Source organism: Blautia caccae (assembly GCF_040095955.1).
Lineage (GTDB): Bacteria > Bacillota > Clostridia > Lachnospirales > Lachnospiraceae > Blautia > Blautia celeris.
On the sequence record NZ_JBBMFP010000018.1, the window covers coordinates 15,419 to 38,203 of the forward strand.

The 22,785-nt window shown below is 47.8% G+C and carries 18 protein-coding genes and 1 riboswitch; of the genes, 5 read left to right on the forward strand and 13 right to left on the reverse strand.

Annotated elements, in window-relative coordinates; all coding sequences use genetic code 11:
* Nucleotides 1–80: 80 nt before the first annotated feature.
* Nucleotides 81–1,094 carry a GntR family transcriptional regulator gene (locus WMO65_RS18055; RefSeq protein ID WP_033139283.1) on the reverse strand — a complete coding sequence of 338 codons (1,014 nt, stop codon included), beginning with the start codon at nt 1,092–1,094 and terminating at the stop codon, nt 81–83.
* 270 nt (nt 1,095–1,364) lie between these two features.
* On the opposite strand from WMO65_RS18055, the gene WMO65_RS18060 reads away from it, so the two are divergent.
* Complete coding sequence (locus tag WMO65_RS18060) at nt 1,365–3,371, forward strand: beta-galactosidase (protein WP_187370578.1); 2,007 nt, start codon at nt 1,365–1,367, stop codon at nt 3,369–3,371.
* Between the two features lie 41 nt (nt 3,372–3,412).
* Complete coding sequence (locus WMO65_RS18065; protein WP_148392477.1) at nt 3,413–4,762, forward strand: ABC transporter substrate-binding protein; 1,350 nt, start codon at nt 3,413–3,415, stop codon at nt 4,760–4,762.
* A 64-nt stretch (nt 4,763–4,826) separates the two neighbouring features.
* On the opposite strand, the gene hpf is transcribed toward WMO65_RS18065, so the two are convergent.
* The 6 genes from hpf to WMO65_RS18095 form a co-directional block, all read right to left on the reverse strand.
* Complete coding sequence (gene hpf, locus WMO65_RS18070; protein ID WP_033139286.1) at nt 4,827–5,366, reverse strand: ribosome hibernation-promoting factor, HPF/YfiA family; 540 nt, start codon at nt 5,364–5,366, stop codon at nt 4,827–4,829.
* Nucleotides 5,367–5,575: 209 nt separating this feature from the next.
* On the reverse strand, nt 5,576–6,037 hold the full coding sequence (locus WMO65_RS18075) for a hypothetical protein (RefSeq protein ID WP_052098831.1): 462 nt from the start codon (nt 6,035–6,037) through the stop codon (nt 5,576–5,578).
* A gap of 230 nt (nt 6,038–6,267) precedes the next feature.
* Nucleotides 6,268–7,026 (reverse strand): 4-hydroxy-tetrahydrodipicolinate reductase, encoded by a 759-nt coding sequence (gene dapB / locus WMO65_RS18080; RefSeq protein WP_033139083.1) that lies wholly within the window; start codon nt 7,024–7,026, stop codon nt 6,268–6,270.
* 75 nt (nt 7,027–7,101) lie between these two features.
* Complete coding sequence (gene dapA, locus WMO65_RS18085) at nt 7,102–7,992, reverse strand: 4-hydroxy-tetrahydrodipicolinate synthase (protein ID WP_033139084.1); 891 nt, start codon at nt 7,990–7,992, stop codon at nt 7,102–7,104.
* A 76-nt stretch (nt 7,993–8,068) separates the two neighbouring features.
* Complete coding sequence (locus tag WMO65_RS18090) at nt 8,069–8,557, reverse strand: cob(I)yrinic acid a,c-diamide adenosyltransferase (protein WP_033139085.1); 489 nt, start codon at nt 8,555–8,557, stop codon at nt 8,069–8,071.
* 128 nt (nt 8,558–8,685) lie between these two features.
* Nucleotides 8,686–9,321 (reverse strand): single-stranded DNA-binding protein, encoded by a 636-nt coding sequence (locus WMO65_RS18095; protein WP_033139086.1) that lies wholly within the window; start codon nt 9,319–9,321, stop codon nt 8,686–8,688.
* Nucleotides 9,322–9,517: 196 nt separating this feature from the next.
* Here WMO65_RS18095 and typA point away from each other — a divergent pair, with 196 nt between their 5' ends.
* Together typA and adhE are read left to right on the forward strand one after the other, a co-directional pair.
* Nucleotides 9,518–11,347 (forward strand): translational GTPase TypA, encoded by a 1,830-nt coding sequence (gene typA, locus WMO65_RS18100; protein ID WP_033139087.1) that lies wholly within the window; start codon nt 9,518–9,520, stop codon nt 11,345–11,347.
* A gap of 247 nt (nt 11,348–11,594) precedes the next feature.
* The gene (gene adhE, locus WMO65_RS18105) at nt 11,595–14,213 is read left to right on the forward strand and encodes a bifunctional acetaldehyde-CoA/alcohol dehydrogenase (RefSeq protein WP_103732501.1); all 2,619 of its coding nucleotides are present in this window, start codon (nt 11,595–11,597) and stop codon (nt 14,211–14,213) included.
* A gap of 67 nt (nt 14,214–14,280) precedes the next feature.
* On the opposite strand, the gene pdxT is transcribed toward adhE, so the two are convergent.
* From pdxT to WMO65_RS18135, 6 genes are all read right to left on the reverse strand, one after another.
* Nucleotides 14,281–14,847, reverse strand: a complete 567-nt coding sequence (pdxT, locus tag WMO65_RS18110; RefSeq protein ID WP_148392549.1) for a pyridoxal 5'-phosphate synthase glutaminase subunit PdxT — start codon at nt 14,845–14,847, stop codon at nt 14,281–14,283.
* Complete coding sequence (gene pdxS, locus WMO65_RS18115) at nt 14,847–15,719, reverse strand: pyridoxal 5'-phosphate synthase lyase subunit PdxS (protein WP_148392478.1); 873 nt, start codon at nt 15,717–15,719, stop codon at nt 14,847–14,849. The genes pdxT and pdxS overlap by 1 nt, the downstream gene beginning before the upstream one ends.
* 208 nt (nt 15,720–15,927) lie before the next feature.
* The gene (locus WMO65_RS18120) at nt 15,928–17,055 is read right to left on the reverse strand and encodes a polysaccharide deacetylase family protein (protein ID WP_033139090.1); all 1,128 of its coding nucleotides are present in this window, start codon (nt 17,053–17,055) and stop codon (nt 15,928–15,930) included.
* Nucleotides 17,056–17,304: 249 nt separating this feature from the next.
* On the reverse strand, nt 17,305–18,759 hold the full coding sequence (locus WMO65_RS18125) for an alanine/glycine:cation symporter family protein (RefSeq protein ID WP_033139175.1): 1,455 nt from the start codon (nt 18,757–18,759) through the stop codon (nt 17,305–17,307).
* A gap of 117 nt (nt 18,760–18,876) precedes the next feature.
* Nucleotides 18,877–18,971: riboswitch (glycine riboswitch) on the reverse strand.
* Nucleotides 18,972–19,187: 216 nt separating this feature from the next.
* Nucleotides 19,188–20,378 (reverse strand): dicarboxylate/amino acid:cation symporter, encoded by a 1,191-nt coding sequence (locus WMO65_RS18130; RefSeq protein WP_103732502.1) that lies wholly within the window; start codon nt 20,376–20,378, stop codon nt 19,188–19,190.
* 32 nt (nt 20,379–20,410) lie between these two features.
* Nucleotides 20,411–20,974 carry a manganese efflux pump MntP gene (locus WMO65_RS18135; protein WP_033139092.1) on the reverse strand — a complete coding sequence of 188 codons (564 nt, stop codon included), beginning with the start codon at nt 20,972–20,974 and terminating at the stop codon, nt 20,411–20,413.
* A 191-nt stretch (nt 20,975–21,165) separates the two neighbouring features.
* Here WMO65_RS18135 and WMO65_RS18140 point away from each other — a divergent pair, with 191 nt between their 5' ends.
* On the forward strand, nt 21,166–22,740 hold the full coding sequence (locus tag WMO65_RS18140) for a glycoside hydrolase family 43 protein (RefSeq protein ID WP_103733029.1): 1,575 nt from the start codon (nt 21,166–21,168) through the stop codon (nt 22,738–22,740).
* Nucleotides 22,741–22,785: the final 45 nt, after the last annotated feature.

Consider the following 22,785-nt stretch of genomic DNA (forward strand, 5'->3'; position numbering starts at 1 on the left):
CTATTTTCGTGGATATTATTCCACATTACTTTACATTGTAACACTTTCTTTCTTTGAAAACAACAAAAAAAAGCGGGTGCTCAATGGGACTGCTCCATGTCCCGGCCCAAATGCTTTTCTTTCAGGACTGCCGTTATCCGCTCCTCCAGATAAATCAGACTGCCATTGTCAATCAAATAGTGAAACGGTATGACCTTTCCGCCTTTCGCAATATACTGTTCCAGCAGCCCGTCTGTTATCCGCTGTTCCAGCAATATGGAATCAGGATTAATGACAATGGCATCATATTGTCCCAGCAGCATGCCGTCTGCCTCCACGGACAAGGTGTTCTCAAAGTGGGTGCTGACAGATTTCAGTTTTGGCAGGAAATAAGCAAGCTGATCTGTAATAATCTGTGCAAACTTATTGGTTCTGCAGAAAATACCAACGGATGAAGAAGGATCCAGTCTGGAAATATTCACGATGGTATCTCTGCTGGGTGCTACGGCGACCTTCACCAGAATATTTTTCTGTTCTCCAATGTGCTCCGCCACCTGTTCATAATGTGTGGTTGTCGTTAGAATCAAATCATAACTGGACAGCAGTGCCTGCGGGTTATCATCCAGCAGAATTGTCTCCACTAAAAAAGCCGATATGCTGATATCCGGTATGTAAAGAAGCTGCTTTTTGAAGATTTCCAGTGACTCCGCATTACAGTCAATCACTGCCACCCGCAGTCCTCCGTTTCCTCCCTCCCTCTTTGCAAGGCTTATATTCATCAGATTGAGGATTTCCGAAATTGAAAAATTCCAGTCTTCCAGTGTATCAAGAAGGTCATCCAGCAGCTCAATTGCGGCCATCCTTTTCTCATTCCCAGTCATTATTGTATTATTATGGATATACGAGCCGCTTCCCTGTATTACTTCGATCACTCCGTTATCAGCCAGTTCCTTATATGCTTTTTTAACTGTTCCCCTGGAAATCCCCAGTCGTTCGGCCAATTCCCTTTCTGTAGGCAGTTTATCCTCAGGATTTAATCTTCCCTGTTTAATATCTTCCAGAATCTCATCCACTAATTGTTTATAAATTGGTTTGTTTTTATCTTTATCGATCATCTAAGGTCTCCTTATTCATTTTCCATCTATCATTTCCAAAACATGGTCTTTTATTAAGTATTATACCAATAATGTACCACATTAAGCAACAGCACATTCTGTTTTGACTGTTATATGTTACAATTAAACAATTTTTTGCCCACACTATTGGTACATATTTTATAAATATTTGGTTGATTTTTGTCCTCATTGGTATTATCATTTTAGTATACCAATTTATAAATGGTACATCAAAGAATCACATTTAATCGTAAAAAGGAGGAGAAAATTATGTGGTATGGAGGAGACTATAATCCAGAACAATGGGAACCCGAAACGATAGAGGAAGATATCCGTTTCATGAAAGAAATGCATGTAAACTGCGTTACATTGGGTGTCTTTGCATGGCCGAAGCTGGAACCGGAAGACGGTGTATTTCAATTTGAATGGATGGATCGAATTCTTGACAGATTATACCAGGAACATATTGATGTTATTCTTGCAACCCCCACAACAGCAATGCCTTACTGGCTGGAACAAAAATATCCTGATATTATGCATGTGGATATTGAAGGACGCAGAGTCCAGGGTGGGTCCCGTGAAAAGATCTGTCCCAACAGCAGCGTATACAGAAAATATTCTGCCAGGATCGCCGGTGAATTAGCAAAACGTTATGGGCATCACCCTGCCGTAAAACTGTGGCACATCAATAACGAATACCATTTTTACTGCTACTGTCCGGCCTGCGCAGAGGAATTCCGCAACTGGCTTAAAAGGAAATATGAGGACATTGATGCTGTCAACACTGCATGGAATACTGCATTTTGGGGACATACATATACTGATTTTTCCCAAATACTTCCCCCCAGCTATCTCACAGATATTAAAAAGAACCAGCTGGCAGGGCGGGATGTGGCCTGTTTCCAGGGACAGTACATTGATTACATGCGTTTTATGAGCAGCAGTGTCCGTTCCTGTATTGAAAATGAGAAAAAAGAGATACGGAAGTACTCCAGCCTCCCCGTCACCAACAATTTTTCTGATTTGGTAAAGACTTATGATTACTGGGAAGTTTCCAAAGCGATTGATGTAATTTCCTGGGATAACTATCCCACGATCCATACTCCCATGTATAAACCAGCCTTTATCCACGACCTGATGCGCTCCATGAAATCACAGCCCTTTTATATGATGGAACAAAATCCGGGCAATATCTCCTGGGAAGATTACGGCCCTGTGAAGCGTCCCGGAGAAGTTGCCGATATCTGCTGGCAGAGTACGGCCCACGGCGCTGACAGCAACCTATTCTTCCAGTGGAGACAATCAAGAGGCGGTGTAGAAAAGTTTCACGGCGCCATGGTTCCCCACAGCGGAAGACTGGACACCAGAATGGGAGCCGAACTGATTCTTCTTGGTGAACAATTTGAACGGTTGAAAGATACTGTGGAGGGCGCTATGCCGGATGCCAGAGCTGCAATCCTGTTTGACTGGGAAAACTGGTGGGCCATCGAGGGGTCAGCGATCCATAACTGCCATCTGAAATATTATGACCAGGTTTTGAAATATTACCGCGCGTTTTACGAAATGGGTATATCCGTAGATATCGTCTGTGAATCTACCTGCATGGACAAGAAATATGATCTGATCGCCGCACCGTGTTTTTATATGTGTTCCCCTGCATTTTCAGAAAAAGTAAAAGATTATGTAAACACAGGCGGTACCTTTATCACCACTTTCCTGAGCGGTATTACAGACAGAACGGACAATGTAATACTGGGCGGCTACCCGGGTGCTTTCCGCGATATTCTTGGTCTTTGGGTTGAAGAGATAGACGGTATGTACCCTGATATGAAAAACAGTATCGTTTTAAATGATGGTTCCAGATACGAATGCGGAGAAATCTGTGACCTCATCCGCCTGGAAACGGCAAGCGTTATTGGTCTTTACGGAGATGATTTTTACCGTGACACACCATGTGTGACCGTCAACGCTTATGGTGACGGACATGCCTATTACATTGGTACAAGTCCGGAGCATGCATTTATCCGGAAACTGCTGACAGACATCTGCTGCAGTCTGAACATTCCAAAATACAGCCTGCCTGAAAATGTGGAAATAGCCTTCCGCGCCAAAGAAGGAAAAAAGTATACATTCCTCATGAATCACAATAATGAAGCCGTAAATGTAAATCTGGATAGATTCTATTATGACATCATAAGCGAATGCAGAAAGTCAGGCCTGGTTTCCATGTCTCCCCGCCAGTGCATGATCCTAGAAGAGGTTATGGAGGCAGAATAACTTAAAACGGATATTTGTTGTAGAGATAGGAGGTTTTTACAATGAAAAGAAAAATAATCGCAGTCATACTCACCGGTCTTATGGTTTTTTCAGCATCATCCTGCGGCAAAAAACCGGCTCCGTCATCCGCCCCGGAAGAAAACACTTCAAATAGTGATACCCCGGAAGACACGTCTTCCGATATTTCTGCTGACAATACATTGACAGTCTGGACATGGGACCCCAACTTTAACATTTACGCCATCAACAAAGCCGCCGAATTATACGCAGCAGACGGACACGAGGGTTTTCATGTGGATATTACAGAAATTGAGTCCCAGGATATTGAGACAAAACTTACCACTATTGCTAACGCAGGGGAGCTGGACGCTCTGCCGGACATATTCCTGATTCAGGATGCCTCTTTTCAGAAATTCGCACAGAATTATCCCGAAATTTTTACCGATTTAACAGACTCAGGTATTGATTTCTCCCAGTTTTCTGCAGCCAAGACCTCTTACTCCATAGTAAACGGAAAAAATATGGGAATCCCTTTTGACAGCGGAACTGCTGTTAACTGCATACGCACGGATTATCTGGAACAGGCCGGATTCACAGTGGAAGATTTTACAGATATTACATGGTCTGATTATATGGAAAAAGCTAAAATAGTAAAAGAGAAAACAGGACAGCCTATGCTTACGGCAAAATCCGCAACTCCTGATATCATTATGATGATGCTGCAGTCCTGCGGAGCCTCGCTCTTCCTGGAAGATGGAAGCCCGAATCTGGATCAGAATGATGTCCTAAAAGAATGTATGTCAATCTATGTACAGATGGTAAAGGACAAAACCCTGGAAGAAATGCCCGGCTGGGACCAGTATATTGCCTCCATCAACAACGGCACTGTTGCAAGCGCCATGAATGGCTGCTGGATCATAGCTTCCGTTGAAGCCAAAGAAGACCAGTCAGGAAAATGGGCTGTAACCAACCTTCCGCGCCTTGACAGCGCACCAAACGCAACTAATTATTCCAGCAACGGCGGTTCAACATGGGCGATCACCTCCCAATGTCAAAACAAAAAACTGGCTCAGGATTTCTTTAAATCTACTTTTGCAGGAAGTCAGGAACTTTACGATGACATCCTGTCCAAAGGCGCTCTGTCTACATGGCTGCCTGCCGGGGAATCATCAATTTATGAACAGCCTGTTGACTTTTTTGGCAATGATGCTATTTACAAAAAAATTGTTGAATATTCCTCTGAGATCCCATCCAGTGTAACCAGCCCCTTCTACTACGATGCCAGGGATGCCATGTGCACTGCTCTTTCAAATGTCATACAGGAGAACGCTTCATTGGATGATGAACTTAAGACCGCTCAGGAGACGGCTGAATTTAATATTTCAAAATAATCTTACCAATGTTTCCGTCAAAAAAGGCTTCGGATTTCTCCGAAGCCTTTTTATTACTTACTGATCATTCACTAAAATCCGGCTCGATCAGTCCGTAAGTATTTCCTTTTCTCTTATAGACAACATTCACTTCTTCCGTCTCAGCATTCAAAAATACGAAGAAGTTGTGTCCCAGAAGTTCCATCTGTACACATGCGTCTTCCGGATACATGGGTTTGAATCCGAATTTCTTGGTACGGATGATCTTAATCTCATTGGTGTTCTCATCTTCAAAATCCTTCTCGATAAATGCCTGCTGGAAGGTTCCTGCGTTTTGTTTTTTGTCGATGATTTTTTTCCTATATTTACGTAACTGTCTTTCGATGATTTCTTCTACCAGGTCGATGGAGACATACATATCGTTGCTCACCTGTTCAGAGCGGATGATATTACCTTTTACTGGAATAGTCACCTCAATTTTCTGACGTTCTTTTTCTACGCTCAGTGTTACATGAATCTCGGTGTCATCTGTGAAGAATTTTTCCAGCTTTCCAAGCTTGTCCTCTACCGCACTTCTTAATCCGTCCGTAATATCGATGTTTCTTCCGCTTATAATAAACTTCATGATGTCCAACCCCTTTAACGTGTATTTTACAGGACCTTTACTCCTGTAATGTATTCTTATTATATCAATATTCCCGCGTTTGTTCAACAGTTTTTAGAAAATTTTAACCTTTATAAGTTTTTTGTATATAGTATTGTTTCCTTACTTTTCCATATACTATATGTAGTGGCAGATACCCGGTTTCCCGGTGTATCTGCCGCATACAAAGATTACGGAGTGTTTGTGGTCGTATTGTTGGTATTATTTCCGGTATTGTTGTCTGTGGCATTGCCAGCATTATTTTCCACTGCATCGCCTACATCCTCTGCTCCGTTTCTCACATCATCGCCCAGGTCTTCCACACCGTCTTTGATGTCTTCTCCCAGGTCGCCTACCATGCCGTCGCCTGTGCCGGCCTCTCCGCTTCCTGTACCTGTGTCATTGGCTGCGCCGTTATCATTGGTATTGGCGTCCTTGTTTCCGTTCTTGTTGTCGTCTGCCTTGTTGTCGCCTGCCTTGTTGTCACCGGCTTTGTTGTCACCGGCGTTATTGTCACCGGCTTTGTTGTCACCGGCTTTGCTGTCCTCTGTGGCTGCGTTGCTGCCGCCATTGTCTGTGGCACCGCAGCCGGCTGTCATGCACAGTACACCTGCCAGAAGGACACTTAATAAAAGTTTCTTCATCTTACGCATGGTTGTTTCTCCTTTTCCTCTTTGTACTTAACGATAAAAGGCACCTCGCACCTTTTACTGTCACGATTAATATGTGCGTTTCCGTGAGAATTTATGTATGCGCGCATATACCGGAGAAAATGGAAAAACCGCCGTAAAACAACACTGCATCTGTACAGTCTTACGGCGGTTCAAAATTTAATTTTAAAAATGCGTCCACAACAGCGGCAGTATACACCTGCCGTTATAAATCATCCATTGATCACATTGCTCATGTTGTACATGCCCGGGCCTTTTCCCTTCAGGAACTTGGCAGCCTCCACAGCGCCTTTGCCGAATACGGCTTTTGAATAGGCTGTGTGCTTGAATTCGATCACCTCATCCGGACCTGCGAAGATCACCTCGTGTTCTCCCACGATGCTGCCTCCGCGGACAGCAGACAGACCGATTTCCTTAGCGTCACGCTTCTCGCGCGTCTGGCTCCTGTCATATACATAGTGGTACTGGTTGTCCATAGCCTCATTCAGGCTGTCTGCCAGTGCCAGCGCTGTCCCGCTGGGCGCGTCTACCTTCTGGTTGTGATGCTTCTCTACAATCTCCATATCAAAGCCGGCACCGGCCAGAACCTTTGCGGCCTCCTGCACCAGCTTCAGAAGCGTATTGATACCCAGAGACATATTGGCAGAGCGAAGCACTGCTGTGCTCTCGGAAGCCTTCGCCACCTGTGCAAGCTGCTCTTCGCTAAGCCCTGTGGTGCACAGAACCAGAGGCAGCTTCTTAGCCGTACAGTAGGCCAGGACAGCTTCCGTGGCTTTGGCGGAAGAAAAATCGATCATGGCATCCGCCTGCACATCACAGTCATTTATATTCGTGAACACCGGATATCCGTTGTCACGGTTATCTACAAGGTCAATGCCTGCCACAATCTCTGCCTCCGGGTCATCCTTCACAAGTCCGGATATGACCTGACCCATATGGCCGTTGCAGCCGCTCATAATTATTCTGATCATCTTTTTTTCCTCTTTCGTAATGATTTCACAGGTCTTCACAGTTACCGTCTTTTTACGAATCGGATATGGTTTGGTTTATGCCAGCTTCAGACCAAACTTTACCATTTCCTCTTTCAGTTTTTCCTTGTTGGCCTCCTCCATCTCAGTCAGCGGTGAGCGAAGCGGACCTACCTCCATGCCCATAAGGTTCATGGCGGCTTTTACAGGGATCGGGTTAACTTCCGAGAACAGAGCGTTGATCAAAGGCATGGCATCAAGCTGCATATCACAGCTCTCCTTTATGTCTCCGTTCAAATATTTTGCTACCATATCATGTGTGAATCTCGGTGCAACGTTGGAAAGCACAGAGATAACACCTTTTCCGCCCAGGGAAAGAAGCGGTACGATCTGGTTGTCGTTTCCGGAATAAATATCAAGCTTTCCTCTTGTCAGGGCAGCCATCTCAGCAACCTGCGCGATGTCGCCGGAAGCTTCCTTGATACCTACAATATTCTCCACATGTTCCACCAGATATGCAACCGTCTTAGGCTGGATATTAATGCCGGTACGGCTCGGTACATTGTAGAGGATCACCGGAATCTTGATAGAATTGGCAATTTTCGTGTAATGTTCAATGAGGCCCTTCTGAGTAGCCTTATTATAGTAAGGAGTTACAAGAAGAACTCCGTCTGCACCATACTTTTCAGCTTCTGTGGATAAGTAGATTGCTGTCTCCGTACAGTTGGAGCCGGTTCCTGCGATTACCGGGATCCTCTTATTCACTTTGTCGATTGTGTATTTAATGGTCTCCAGATGTTCTTCATGGGTGAGTGTGGAAGACTCTCCTGTAGTTCCGCAGATTACAATGGAATCCGTTCCCTCTTGAATCTGTTCCTCCAGGATTTCTCCCAGTTTTTCAAAATTTACATCACCATTTTCTTTCATAGGTGTAACGATCGCCACACCTGCACCTGTAAAAATAGCCATTTTTCTCCTCCTTATGTCTGCATTCCTGCTTTTTCTTCCTGTGTCAACTGCAACTTTTGGGCTGCCTGCGCAGCCTTTATTTTATAACCTCCAGAGAAACCACCCTGTCGGCTGCCTCCCTCAGACGGTCCGGAACCACATTTCCGGTCAGGATCAGCTCTGTCTCCTCATCCTTGGTCCGGATCAGTTCCTCCACCTCTTCCTCGGTTATAATACCGAATTCCACTGCTCCCAGAATTTCGTCCAGAATCAGCATGTCGCATTCCTGCGTAACCAATACCTTTCTGGCATAGTTAAGGCCATTCCTGATATTGCAGTTCTCTTCCTGCTTCTCTTCGTCGGTCAGGTCTTCGTAATACTTATCCTTCTTCTCAAACCGGAACAGTCTTACATTCGGTTCCAGAACAGAAAGGTAATCCAGTTCGGAAGTTGCTCTTCCTTTCAGGCACTGAATGACAATGGCAGTCTTCCCGTGGCCGACAGCGCGTATTGCCTGCCCGATGGCCACACTGGTTTTGCCCTTGCCGGGTCCACAGTATATCTGCACTAATCCTTCATTTTCCATACATTACACCTCTTGCGGATTCTATGACGCTTTATTTAAGAGTTGTGTATATATTACTACACATGGCCAAATAATGCAATATTGGAATCTCAGGCTTCTTTTATTTCGGAGGCAGTCATTCTGCCGTTTTAGCTGTATGTCTCCCCATACTCCAGCTTGCTTACGGACACCTCGTAGGCGATCCGCTTTTCTGTGTCTGTCTCACTCAGCTTCTTAATATATTCCCTGCTCTGGATCCTGCCCCAGATATGCAGGCGTCCGCCCACCTCGAAGGATTTGGCGAAATTAGCGTTTCTGCCCCAGCAGATACACGGTATGTAGTCGGATTTTCCGTAAGGCCGGTTGACAGCCAGCAGGATGTCTGCAATTTCCCTGCCCAGCGGAGTCATGCGGTGGACCGGAGGCTTACAGATATATCCGTTGAGTTCGATGAGATTGGTCTCTATGGATTCGTCCTCTTCCTCCACAAAGGTCAGTTCCCGCACGAACACAGAGAGAACCAGCCGGTTTTTCTTCTCCTCATGCCTGTTGTAGGATCGGAACTGACCCTGCACCTGTATGTACTCGCCGATATAGCTCTGTGTCACATCCACCAGTCTCTCGGAAACCATAAGCGGTATTTTGTCCTCGGAACCGCTCAAACGCTTGACCAGCACATCCACCATGTAAAATCCTTCCCCATATACCTCGTGACTTTTCTCGAACTCCGATGCGATGGCTCCCATGATGGATACCTGATTGTTTTCAATTATTTTATCTGCCATTGAATTATTTACCCCTTCCTCTGACTTGTATTTTGTCTATATCATATTTATTCTGGCTATACTTTTTTTAGAACAACTTTTTTTATTTTTTTTGAAAAAATATTTATTTCTGCTTTGTATTTACTCATAAGTGTGATAAAATGTGACTGGATTTAGCCGTAAATCAGCGGTTTTTCCTTTAGAAAAGAGGTTATTTATGAAAACGAAAAGAGAAAACATCAGAAATGTAGCAATTATTGCCCATGTTGACCACGGCAAAACAACGCTGGTGGATCAGCTTCTGAAACAGAGCGGTGTCTTCCGCGAAAACCAGGAGGTCCAGGATCGCGTCATGGACTCCAATGATATTGAACGCGAGCGCGGTATCACGATACTTTCTAAAAATACAGCAATTTACTATAAGGATACAAAAATCAATATCATAGATACACCGGGCCATGCTGATTTCGGCGGCGAAGTGGAGCGTGTCCTGAAAATGGTGGACGGCGTTATCCTGCTGGTGGATGCCTTCGAGGGTGCCATGCCCCAGACAAAATTCGTACTGAAAAAAGCCCTGGAGCTCGATCTGCACGTCATTGTATGTATCAATAAGATCGACCGCCCGGAGGCACGCCCTGACGAAGTCATTGATGAAGTCCTGGAACTTCTCATGGATTTGGATGCCTCAGACGACCAGCTCGACTGTCCGTTCCTGTATGCCTCCGCAAAAGCCGGCCATGCAGTTCTGGACTTATCCGACTCACCGGAGAATATGGAGCCGTTATTTGAGACGATTCTCAAATACATCCCCGCTCCCACCGGAGACCCGGACGCAGGCACACAGGTACTCATCAGTACCATTGATTACAATGAATATGTAGGTCGTATCGGCGTGGGCAAGGTGGAGAACGGTACCATCTCCGTGAACCAGGAGGTACTCCTTTTAAATCACCACGACCCGGACAAGAAGAAAAAAGTAAAGATCAGCAAGCTCTATGAATTTGACGGACTCGGAAAGGTAGAGGTAAAAGAAGCCGGTATCGGTTCCATTGTAGCCATTTCCGGTATTGCGGATATCCATATCGGCGATACGCTCTGCTCACCGGAAAACCCTGAGGCCATTCCGTTCCAGAAGATCTCCGAGCCGACCATCTCCATGAACTTCCTGGTAAATGACAGCCCCCTGGCAGGTCAGGAAGGTAAATTCATCACTTCCCGCCATTTAAGGGAGCGCCTGATGCGCGAGCTGAACACTGACGTGAGCCTTCGTGTGGAGGATACCGACAGCACTGACTGCTTTAAAGTATCAGGTCGAGGCGAGCTTCATCTCTCCGTCCTGATTGAAAACATGCGCCGTGAGGGCTATGAATTCGCAGTCAGCAAAGCAGAGGTCATCTACCATGAAGATGAGCGCGGCAAAAAGATGGAGCCTATCGAGATTGCCTACATTGATGTACCCGAAGAATTCTCCGGAACCATCATCAATAAATTAAACGAACGGAAAGGTGAACTGCAGGGCATGAGCCCCTCAAGTGACGGAACCGTCCGTCTGGAATACCATATCCCGTCCAGAGGACTGATCGGCTTCCGCGGTGATTTCCTCACCTCCACAAAAGGCACCGGAATCATGAACACTGCCTTCGACGGCTATGCCCCTTATAAGGGCGACATGTTCTACCGCAAGCTGGGTTCCCTCATTGCCTTTGAGGCAGGCGAGACCGTTACTTACGGCCTCTTCTCCGCCCAGGACAGAGGTACACTTTTTGTCGGTGCCGGCGAGAAGGTATACAGCGGTATGGTAATCGGTGAGAGCGCCAAACCGGAGGATATCGAACTGAACGTATGTAAGACGAAACATCTGACCAACACGCGTTCCTCCTCCGCCGACGAAGCCCTGAAGCTGACTCCCCCCAAAGTTCTGAGTCTGGAGCAGGCTCTGGAGTTCATTGACACAGACGAACTGCTTGAGGTAACGCCCAAGTCCCTCAGAATCCGCAAGAAAACCCTGGATTCCCGCCTGCGCAAACGCGAAGGATATAAAAAATAAAAACAGAAGACACCGCCATCTCCCTTACGGGCATTGGCGGTGTTTTTTCGTCTTTATTATTCAGAATATTCTGTAATATTCAGACTTTTATTAATTTATGCAAAATACTAATTCTTTTTTGTTGTCTTATCTTCCATTTCATGGTAAAATAATCTACACAAACCGACAAGACGGAACATAAAACTTCACGTACTTCAAAATGAGTAAGGGCTCAAACCAAAAACCAAATATTTTAAGGAGGATTTCTATGGCAAAAAAACCAGAGAACAAAGCCCCGGAACCCATCAACAGCGTGGAAGCACTGCAGCAGCGAATCGCTTCCATGAAAGAAGCACAGAAAAAGTTTTCCGCCTTCACACAAGAGCAGGTTGACAGAATCTTTTTTGAGGCAGCCATGGCAGCGAACAAACAGCGTATCCCGCTGGCAAAACTGGCTGTTGCCGAGACCGGAATGGGCATTGTGGAGGACAAAGTCATCAAAAACCATTACGCAGCGGAGTATACCTACAACACCTATAAGCGGGTAAAGACATGCGGCGTGGTGGAACAGGACACCTCATACGGCATTAAAAAGATTGCTGAACCTGTCGGTATCGTAGGCGCGGTCATCCCCACCACGAACCCCACATCCACAGCTATCTTCAAATGTCTGATCTGTCTGAAAACCAGAAATGCCATCATCATCAGTCCCCACCCGAGAGCCAAAAAGTGTACCATTGAAGCCGCCAGGATCGTGCTGGATGCCGCTGTAAAAGCAGGGGCACCGGAAGGCATTATCGGCTGGGTTGAGGAACCTACCATTGAACTCTCCAATGAACTGATGAAATCCGTGGATGTTATTCTGGCCACAGGCGGACCCGGAATGGTGAAAGCCGCCTATTCCTCAGGGAAACCGGCAATCGGCGTAGGCCCGGGCAATGTACCTGTCATCATGGACAGTTCCTGTGACATCCCCACTGCCGTGTATTCTGTCATCCATTCCAAGACCTTTGACAACGGTATGATCTGTGCATCCGAACAGTCTGTCACTGCGATTGCCGACATTTACGATGATGTTAAGAAGGAATTTGTAAAAAGAGGCTGCCATGTACTGAATAAGACAGACCTTGACAAGGTACGCAAGATCATCCTGACAGAAGCCGGGACTGTAAACCCCAAGATTGTGGGCCAGCCCGCGGCAGTCATTGCTGAGATGGCAGGTGTCACAGTACCGAAAGAGACAAAGATCCTGATCGGCGAAGTAACTTCTGTGGATGTCTCAGAACCTTTTGCACATGAGAAATTATCACCTGTCCTTGCCCTCTATAAGGCAAAGGATTTTGATACTGCACTTGACATGGCTGACCAGCTGATCAAAGACGGCGGCTATGGACATACTGCATCCCTGTACATCCATCCGTCCCAGACGGAGAAGATGGCACAGCACGCAGACCGCATGAAGGCCTGCCGCATCCTGGTCAACACCCCGTCCTCACACGGAGGAATCGGTGACCTTTACAACTTCAAGCTGGCTCCGTCCCTGACCCTGGGCTGCGGTTCCTACGGCGGCAACTCTGTATCCGAAAACGTGGGTGTGAAGCACCTGCTGAATACCAAAACCGTTGCCGAAAGGAGAGAGAACATGCTTTGGTTCAGAGTCCCGGAAAAGGTATATTTCAAGAAAGGCTGTCTGCCGGTGGCTCTCGATGAGCTGAAGAATGTATACGGCAAAAAGAAAGCCTTCCTGGTAACTGATACATTCCTCTACCAGAACGGCCACACAAAACCCATTACGGACAAACTGGATGAGATGGGCATTCCTTACAGCTGCTTCTTCGATGTAACACCTGACCCCACCCTGCAGTGCGCCCAGAAAGGCCTGGAGCAGTTAAATGCCTTCGGCCCTGACGTGATCATTGCCCTGGGCGGCGGTTCTGCCATGGACGCAGCCAAGATCATGTGGCTTATGTATGAACACCCGGAATGCAGCTTTGAGGATCTGGCTATGGATTTCATGGATATCCGCAAGAGAGTCTACGAATTCCCGAAAATGGGAGAAAAGGCAATGATGGTGTCTGTCCCCACCTCCTCAGGTACGGGTTCAGAGGTAACCCCCTTTGCCATCATCACAGACAAGACCACCGGAACCAAATGGCCCATCGCGGACTATGAGCTTCTTCCCAACATGGCGATCATAGACGTGGATTTCATGATGAGCCAGCCAAAGGGACTGACCAGTTCCTCCGGTATTGACGCGCTGACCCATGCCCTGGAGGCATACGCGTCCATCATGGCTACAGATTATACGGACGGTATTGCACTGAAAGCTGTCCAGCTCATATTTGACTATCTGCCGTCCGCTTACGAGAACGGCGCTGCCGACCCGGTGGCCAGGGAGAAGATGGCAAATGCCTCCACCCTGGCAGGTATGGCCTTTGCCAATGCGTTTCTCGGCATCTGCCACTCCATGGCGCATAAACTTGGTGCCTACCACCATATCCAGCACGGTATCGCCAACTCCCTGCTGATCGAGCTTGTCATGCGCTACAACGCGGACCCGGCTCCCGTTAAGATGGGAACCTTCTCCCAGTATCCTTATCCTCACGCAAAGGAGAGATACTGCGAGGTTGCCCGCTTCATCGGCATCAAGGGCAAAAACGATGATGAAGTGTTTGAAAATTTCATCGAAGCCATTGCCCGGCTGAAAGAAAGAGTCGGGATCAAACGGACGATCCGGGAATACGGCGTGGAAGAAAAAGCTTTCCTGGCTACTCTGGACGCAATGGTAGAGGATGCCTTCAATGACCAGTGTACCGGTGCCAACCCCAGATATCCGCTGATGTCTGAGATGAAAGAACTCTATCTCAAGGCTTATTACGGGGAATAAGAAATCCTGAATCTACAAGGGAGGTCCGCAAACGGACCTCCCCTTCCTAAACTCCCCTGCAGGCATGTTATTTTCTGCAGATCTCTTCTATAAAATACCTGTGTATATCCGGGTTGTCGGTAAGCTCCGGATGAAAGGCCAGACCTAACTGGCTGCCATAACGGGCTGCCACGATTCTGCCTCCTGTGACTGCAAGAACCTCCACACCATCATGAGCTTCTTCAATATAAGGCGCCCGTATAAAGGTCATAGGAAATTGTCCTACACCCTTCATCTCCTCCACTGTCTGAAAGCTTCCCAACTGTCTGCCGTAGGCATTCCGCCTGACAGTGACCGGCATGGTTCCGAAGCAGGACTCCCCTCCTGCCACGTTTTCCGCCAGCAGGATCAGCCCGGCGCAGGTCCCCATGACCGGCATGCCGGCCTCTATGCTTTTCCTGATCGGTTCCAGAAGCTCCAGCTCTGTGAGCAGTTTCCTCATGACAGTACTCTCTCCTCCCGGAAGAACCAGCGCATCCAGATTTTCATGGAAGTCTGTCCGCTGCCTGATTTCCACACAATCAGTTCCGAGACGTTCCAGCATATTTCTATGTTCTGCAAAGGCACCCTGAAGCGCCAGAATACCTGCCCGCATCATTTACCTCTCTCCGCCATGAGAAGCGCAATCTCCTGCTCATTGATTCCCACCATGGCTTCGCCCAAATCCATGGAGAGTTCCGCGATCATTTTCGCGTCTTTGTAATTTGTGACGGCCTTCACAATGGCTGCTGCCCGTTTCTCAGGATTGCCGGACTTGAAGATACCGGAACCTACGAATACCCCCTCTGCGCCGAGCTGCATCATCAGCGCGGCATCCGCAGGAGTTGCCACACCGCCTGCCGCGAAGTTCACTACCGGCAGTTTTCCAAGCTCCCTCACATACATCAGCAGATCATAGGGAACCGCCAGCTCCTTTGCCTTATCGTACAGTTCATCCTCCTCCATGGAAGTGATCCGGCGCATTTCCGACTGCATCATGCGCATATGGCGCACAGCCTGGATAATATCGCCTGTGCCAGGTTCTCCTTTGGTGCGGATCATGGATGCACCCTCATTGATTCTGCGCAGTGCCTCACCCAGATCCTTGGCCCCGCACACAAAAGGCACCTTAAACTTTCTCTTGTCTATGTGATACACATCATCTGCCGGGGAGAGGACTTCACTCTCATCTATGTAGTCAATCTCTATAGCCTCCAGGATCTGTGCCTCCGCAAAATGTCCGATTCTGCATTTTGCCATAACCGGTATGGATACAGCGGCCTGGATTCCCCGGATCATCTTGGGATCACTCATCCTTGCCACACCGCCTGCTGCTCTGATATCCGCAGGTATCTTTTCCAGCGCCATGACAGCACAGGCCCCTGCCTTCTCCGCAATCTCTGCCTGCTCCGGTGTGGTCACATCCATGATGACACCGCCCTTCAGCATCTGTGCAAGCTCCTTATTTAACTGGTATCTGTCTTCCATTTTTAACTCCCTTTCCGTCTTCCCACAGAGTATCCTGACAGCCTTTTATGCTGCTTTTCGGGAAAACCTTTTGTAAATTTATGTTGTTATGAATTATAGCCGCCATCTGTCCTTTTTACAAATGCCAGTTTTAATATTTTTAACCATACCAGTTTTGTCAAAAGAGAAAAAAATACCTCCCAGACATTACTGCCTGAGAGGTTATGTATCACTCTACCTGCTGCTCGCCTTCCCCAAAGAAGTAATGAGCCGCACCGTTTTCCAGTTTCACGCCTTTTGCCTCTGCCAGTTCGCTTACGGTCACCAGCTTGTAGCCCTGTTCCACCAGTTCCGGAATCGCGCGGATTGCCGCGTTCACAGACCATTCATGGATATCATGCATCAGGACTACAGAGCCGTCCTTTACATTGTCCACAGTCACCTGATACGTCTGGTCCTCGCTCTTGGTTGCCCAGTCTTTTGTATCTATGCTCCACATGATAAGAGGCATTCCGATGGCAGCCTGCACTTCCTCATTATACGCGCCTCCCGGCGGACGCATAACCGTTGCAGATTCTCCTGCTGCGTTTTTGATCGCCTCATTGGTCTTTGTCACTTCCTCTGTTACCCCGCTGGCGCCTAAGGTAGTCAGATTCTCATGGCTCCATGTGTGGTTGCCCAGCTCCATTCCGGCATCCTTTAAATCCTTCACAATCTCAGGATATGCCTGCGCCTGAGGCCCCAGCATGAAAAAGGTAGCTTTCGCATTGTTTTTTGTGAGACAATCCAGCAGGGCTTCCGTATATTCCCCCGGACCGTCATCAAAAGTCAGAGCCACCATGGGACGCTTCTTAGTCTCGTCGTATTTTCCGCTGTCATCAAAAAAGTAGTCTTCCCCGTCAAGTTCCAGCCATCCGGTCTTCATGTAGCCGTTTTCATCAAAATAATACTTGGAACCGTCAATCTCCTTCCAGCCGTTCTTGAAAAAGGTTCCGTCCGTATCGCGGTACCACCAGCCCTTGTCATCCTGCTGCCATCCCATCACACCGGAGGATGTCATCTTCGACAAATCTGCCGCGCTCATGACCGGCTGTTTCGTTGCCGCTGATGTGTCTTCCTGGGTGGTAGTCTGGGCTTTCACCTCCACTGTTCCCTCTTTCGGTACCCCTGTCTTGCCCGAAATCAGCTTATGTATGCCCGTTCCCACAAGTCCGATCACCAACACCAGCACTGCTGCCATGGCTACCAGGCGCATGATCCTTCTTCTGCGCATCTGCCGTTTCTTTTCGAGTCTTCGTCTGCGCATGCGTTCCTGTCTCCGCCGCTCGTACTCCAGATCTCTTTCGTCTTCCATCATTATACTCCCATCTCCACTTACACTAGATATTCCATTTCATGATACCTTTTTTCTCGACAAGTTGCAACAGCAAATCTCTTAATTTTCCTTAAACCGGATAAATCATCTTGTTCTTATTATAATACATTTCTGTGAGTTTGCATAGCCTAATCTTTACTATTTTTATCCAATTATTTTGTATAAAAAGTCCGGAGGAAAAAAATCATGCCTGCCTGAGCAGCGGGCACCTGTTTTTTCCTCCGGACCATGTTATGATTCTGCCGGCACCTCCGGCGTCAAATCTTCTTTTACATCATCTGCATTTCCGAAATAAGCCTTTGTCTCCGCGAACACCACACGGCTCAGAGCCGCCAGCGCAATCAGGTTCGGGAAGGCCATGAGGGCATTGAATATATCCGCAATATTCCACACAGCCTGCACCGTCATGTAAGGCCCGATAAAGATTGCCAGGATATACAGCCAGCGGTATCCCCGGACTACTTTTCTGTTTCTGTTAAAGAGATACTCAATACAGCGTTCCCCATAATAATTCCAGCCCAGGATGGTGGTAAACGCAAAGAATACCAGACATACCATGAGGACCACTGACGCCACAACCGGCGGAAACGGCAGCCCCTTCTGGAATGCCGCTGTTGTGATCGCCACCCCTTCCAGTCCGGTGTTCCAGGTTCCGGTCACAACGATGGAAAGACCTGTCATGGTGCATATTACAATGGTGTCAATAAAGGTACCTGTCATGGATACAAGACCCTGGCGCACCGGTGATTTTGTCTGTGCTGCCGCTGCAGCTATAGGCGCGCTTCCGAGGCCTGCCTCGTTGGAGAAGATACCCCTGGCGATTCCCTTCTGCATGGCAACGATCATGGTACCCATGGCTCCGCCTGCCAGCGCACTGCCGGAAAAGGCGCTTTTCACAATAGACACAACCGCCGCCGGGATTGCTCCCAGATGTGTCACAAGGATAATGAATGCAAATCCAAAATACAATACAGCCATAAAAGGCACTACAATCTGCGAAACCTGCGCGATCCTTTTCAGCCCGCCGATGATCACCAGACCAACGCACACGGTCAGGATCAGCCCTGCAATGACGGTTGCTATGGAATAACTGCCGCCGAATACAGATATGGTGTTTGTTTTCTCCGGGTCAAAAAAGTTGCACACAGCAGAGGATATACCGTTTACCTGGGTAAAGGTACCAATCCCCAGAAGGCCCACGCCGGCTCCGAAGAACGCGAAGATTTTGGCCAGCCACCTCCATTTGACTCCCATGCCGTTTTCTATATAATAAAATGGTCCGCCCAGCACATGGCCGTCCCCGTCAATGGTGCGGTATTTGATGGCAAGCACACCCTCCGCGTATTTGGTTGCCATTCCGAAAAAGGCTGCCAGTACCATCCAGAAAAGTGCCCCCGGCCCGCCTGCCGCAAGAGCTGTTGCCACTCCTACAATATTTCCTGTGCCGATAGTAGCTGACATGGCTGTACAGAGGGCACCAAAGCTGGTCACCTCGCCGTTTCCGCCATTCTCATTCTTAACCATGAATTTCAGTGCTTTTCCCAGATGGCGAATCTGTAAAAAGCCCATCCTCACAGACAGATAGATACCTGTGCTGAGGATCAAAATGATCAGTGGCGGTCCCCACACTACCTGATCAAACCAAGTGATAAAGCGATTCAATTCCTGCAAAATTACCTGTAACATTTTTTCTTCCGTCCTCTCTTTTTTTTCTGTTTTCTTCCGTTTATAACGAAACAAAAAAAGACTGTGGCTTCCCACAGTCTCCATAAGAGTACGACAAAACATATACAAGATATTATCTGTGTATACTCTGTCCTTTTGCCTGAGAGATTGGCAGCTGATGAAACTGCTGTACACCTTCGGCGCTCTTACTGAGACTCTCCAGAGCCGTTGCTTTCACAACGTTTTATACTTTATCATATTCGCCCTGCAAACACAAGTGTTTTTTCCGAAAAGACATCCGTTTCTATGTGTTTTTTTCAGTACAGTACCTGAACTGCATGTACTATGCGGCGATTGCAGTCCTTTCTGCTTTCTCCGGGGTTTCATGCGCCGGACTGCATGATATACAGCCCGCGCGCAGAACCGGATTTTTTCCGGGGAGATACTTATCAGAATTCTATATTCAGCTCCTGCTCCTCCACATGGTGTTTCTCAGCGTATCCTGTCAAAAACAGGGTCAGGGCACCGTCGCCCGTTACATTGCAGGCGGTTCCGAAGCTGTCCTGCAGAGCAAAGATGGTGAGCATCAGCGCGGTACCTGTCTCGTCAAAGAGAAGGACACCTGTGATCAGTCCCAGGGACGCCATAACCGTACCGCCCGGCACACCCGGTGCTCCGATGGCGAATATGCCCAGAAGCATACAGAACAGAACCATCATACCCACAGACGGCAGCTCGCCGTAGAGTATTTTTGACACTGTCATGACAAAGAACACTTCGGTCAGGACAGAGCCGCACAGATGGATATTGGCAAATAGCGGAATACCGAAGTTCACCATATCTTTTCTGAGAACCTTTGATTTTCTGGCACCCTCAAGCGCTACTGCAAGAGTAGCTGCGCTTGACATGGTACCTACGGCAGTCAGATACGCGGGGCCGTAATATTTCAGCACTTCCAGCGGATTTTTTCCCGAATATGCACCGGCTATGACGTACAGCAGTGTAAGCCAGATGTAATGTCCTGCCATAACGATGACTATGACCTTCAGGAAAACAGGGAGCTGTTTTGTGATCGTCCCTTCATATGCCAGTCCGCAGAAGGTTGAAGCGATGAAGAACGGCAGAATGGGGATAATAAATTTGGTTACAATCTTCAGCACGATCTTCTGGAATTCATCCAGAATGGCCGTTGTGTAGCGGGCTTTCGTCCACGCTGCCGCCAGTCCCAGCATAATGGAGAACACCAGCGCGCTCATAACCGGCATGATCTGCGGGATATCAAGCTGAAACACCACGCCGGGCAGATCCTTCAGTCCTTCCACCTCAGACTGTATGGACAGATGGGGAATCAGCCCGTATCCCGCTCCCATAGCCATAAACGCGGCTCCGATGGAGGAAATATAGGCGATTGCCAGTGCCACCCCCAGCATTTTGGAGGCATTGTTTCCCATCTTGGTAATGGAAGGCGCAATAAATCCGATGATGATCAGCGGTACACAGAAGGTGATGACCTGCCCCAGAATGTATTTGACAGTTACCACCACATTCATGACAGCCTCATTGGCAATAAGGCCGATGACCATACCCAGGACTACTCCGATCAGCAGACGCACAGGAAGGCTTTTGAATAATTTTTTCATCTCATTTCTCCTCTCTCTTTTTCCTTTTTTGTTTACCCCAGTATTCCCAGATGCTCCAGCAGTATTTTGAGCCCCAGAAGTACCAGGATAATACCGCCGGCAAGTTCCGCTTTGGATTTGTACTTCATGCCGAAGACATTTCCTGCCTTTACCCCAAAGACGGAACAGACAAATGTGACAATACCGATGAAGCTGGCCGCCGGCACAATCGCCACATCCAAAAAGGCGAAGGTAATCCCCACCGCCAGTGCATCAATGCTGGTTGCCACAGCCAGAGGAAACATGGTCTTTGCATCCACTCCTGCCACGGGGCAGGATTCCTCTTTATCCAGGGATTCCCGAATCATATTGACACCGATAAATCCCAGCAGGATGAATGCGATCCAGTGGTCAATTGCAGTTATTTTATCCTTGAACTGTACTCCCAGCAGATAGCCGATGACCGGCATCAGAGCCTGGAATCCCCCAAACCAGAGACCTACCACTGCCATGTTCTTTATACTCAGCTTCTCCATGGAAAGCCCTTTGCAGATGGAGACAGCAAACGCATCCATGGACAGGCCAACCGCCAGTGTAAATAATGTAAATAAATCCATAGTTTTCTCCTGTTCCTATGTATTGTGTTGTGCTTTTCATTGCATTGCCCATTATACTATACGGAGCAGGTTTTGTAAAAATGTTTTTATCATGTTTTTTTCCAGGGAAAAGGCGTTTTTTTCTATTTACCAATACGGATTCTCTGCCTATAATGGAGAAAATGGAGAAATTTTGTAAAGGAGAATATGATATGACAAAAGACACTTTTCACAATCCGCTTCTTCCCGGTTTTTATCCGGACCCATCTATCTGCCGTGTGGGAGATGACTATTACATGGTAACCTCATCTTTTGTATATTATCCCGGACTGCCCGTGTTCCACAGCAGAGATCTGGTTCACTGGGAGCAGATTGGCCACGGCATCCACAGACCCGGACAGCTTAACTACAAAAACTGCGAAACCAGCGAGGGGCTGTGGGCACCCAGCATCCGTTACCATGAAGGGACCTTTTATATTATTAATACGTTCGTATCCGAAGGACGTGAAGCAAAACGCGATAATTATATCATTACAGCCAAAAATCCTGCCGGCCCGTGGAGTGACCCTGTAGTTGTGGAGGGCGCTGACGGCATTGACTCCAGTCTGTTTTTCGATGACGACGGTTCTGTATGGTACGTGGGTAACTTTATCAGTGAGGAGAAGCTCTACGAAGGACACCATGGCATTTACTTAAATGAGCTGGACCCTGAAACACTGCAGTTCAAAGGCCCCAGAACTGTCATCTGGGACGGAAAGAAGACAAGAAGTAAGTGGATCGAAGCACCCCACATTTACAAAAAGGACGGTTATTACTATCTGTTAGTGGCAGAGGGCGGTACCTTTGTCACCCACAGTGTACAGATGGCCCGCTGCCGTACCATTGACGGGGATTACGAGATATGCCCCAGAAATCCCATTGTGACGCACAGGCATATGCCTCTTCTCAATCCCATTTCAGTTACCGGACACGCCGATATTGTGGAGACACAGAACGGAGAATGGTGGATGGTACTGCTGGCAGTGCGCCCTTATAAAGGGGGACACTACAACCTGGGCCGTGAGACCTTCATGGTACCATTTGTATGGGCAGAGGACGGCTGGCCGATGATCGACAATGAGACCGGGCTTGTACAGGAGGAAGAACGCCTTCCGAACCTGCCCCGCACCATATATCCGCTCATGCCGGAATGGGACAACTTTGAGGATGACACGCTTCAGATGCAGTGGAACACCATTCATCCGCCGGTTGAGCCTTTCTATTCCCTCACGGAGCGTCCCGGATATCTGCGCCTTATGACAAGGCCGCAGGTCATGGAGGAGATTTGTACCCCTTCTTTCGTGGGCCGCAGACAGCGCCATAAGAGTTTTCTGGCTAAAACGGCCATGGAATTCTGTCCGGCCGCAGACTATGAGGAGGCCGGAATCGCGCTGGTACAAGATGACCGCTTCCATTATCTGATGGTCATGAGGAAAAAGGGCAGCACACCTTACCTGCAGTTCTACAAAACAGAGAACGGATGCCGCACTCTGGTAAAGGAAACAGAGATAAAGGACTGCAGACGCCTTTATTTAAGTGTTCAGGGGAATACCACGGACTATGATTTTTACTATGGATACAGGGAATCTGAGATGATACCTTTCCTGTCCGGTGTGGATGCCTCACTTCTAAGCTCTGTTATAAACAACGGCTTTACCGGCGTCTACATAGGAATGTATGCCAGCTCCAACCACCAGGCAGGCAGCGGCTGCGCTGACTTTGACTGGTTCCAGTATCAGGGAGAATAGTTTTATATTATCAAAGACACAGGCCGGGGCGCATTGATCTGCACC

Coding starts and splice junctions, on each gene's coding strand:
- WMO65_RS18055 (WP_033139283.1), bottom strand. CDS start 1,094: ATGATCGATAAAGATAAAAACAAACCAATTTATAAACAATTAGTGGAT.
- WMO65_RS18060 (WP_187370578.1), top strand. CDS start 1,365: ATGTGGTATGGAGGAGACTATAATCCAGAACAATGGGAACCCGAAACG.
- WMO65_RS18065 (WP_148392477.1), top strand. CDS start 3,413: ATGAAAAGAAAAATAATCGCAGTCATACTCACCGGTCTTATGGTTTTT.
- hpf (WP_033139286.1), bottom strand. CDS start 5,366: ATGAAGTTTATTATAAGCGGAAGAAACATCGATATTACGGACGGATTA.
- WMO65_RS18075 (WP_052098831.1), bottom strand. CDS start 6,037: ATGCGTAAGATGAAGAAACTTTTATTAAGTGTCCTTCTGGCAGGTGTA.
- dapB (WP_033139083.1), bottom strand. CDS start 7,026: ATGATCAGAATAATTATGAGCGGCTGCAACGGCCATATGGGTCAGGTC.
- dapA (WP_033139084.1), bottom strand. CDS start 7,992: ATGGCTATTTTTACAGGTGCAGGTGTGGCGATCGTTACACCTATGAAA.
- WMO65_RS18090 (WP_033139085.1), bottom strand. CDS start 8,557: ATGGAAAATGAAGGATTAGTGCAGATATACTGTGGACCCGGCAAGGGC.
- WMO65_RS18095 (WP_033139086.1), bottom strand. CDS start 9,321: ATGGCAGATAAAATAATTGAAAACAATCAGGTATCCATCATGGGAGCC.
- typA (WP_033139087.1), top strand. CDS start 9,518: ATGAAAACGAAAAGAGAAAACATCAGAAATGTAGCAATTATTGCCCAT.
- adhE (WP_103732501.1), top strand. CDS start 11,595: ATGGCAAAAAAACCAGAGAACAAAGCCCCGGAACCCATCAACAGCGTG.
- pdxT (WP_148392549.1), bottom strand. CDS start 14,847: ATGCGGGCAGGTATTCTGGCGCTTCAGGGTGCCTTTGCAGAACATAGA.
- pdxS (WP_148392478.1), bottom strand. CDS start 15,719: ATGGAAGACAGATACCAGTTAAATAAGGAGCTTGCACAGATGCTGAAG.
- WMO65_RS18120 (WP_033139090.1), bottom strand. CDS start 17,055: ATGATGGAAGACGAAAGAGATCTGGAGTACGAGCGGCGGAGACAGGAA.
- WMO65_RS18125 (WP_033139175.1), bottom strand. CDS start 18,759: ATGTTACAGGTAATTTTGCAGGAATTGAATCGCTTTATCACTTGGTTT.
- WMO65_RS18130 (WP_103732502.1), bottom strand. CDS start 20,378: ATGAAAAAATTATTCAAAAGCCTTCCTGTGCGTCTGCTGATCGGAGTA.
- WMO65_RS18135 (WP_033139092.1), bottom strand. CDS start 20,974: ATGGATTTATTTACATTATTTACACTGGCGGTTGGCCTGTCCATGGAT.
- WMO65_RS18140 (WP_103733029.1), top strand. CDS start 21,166: ATGACAAAAGACACTTTTCACAATCCGCTTCTTCCCGGTTTTTATCCG.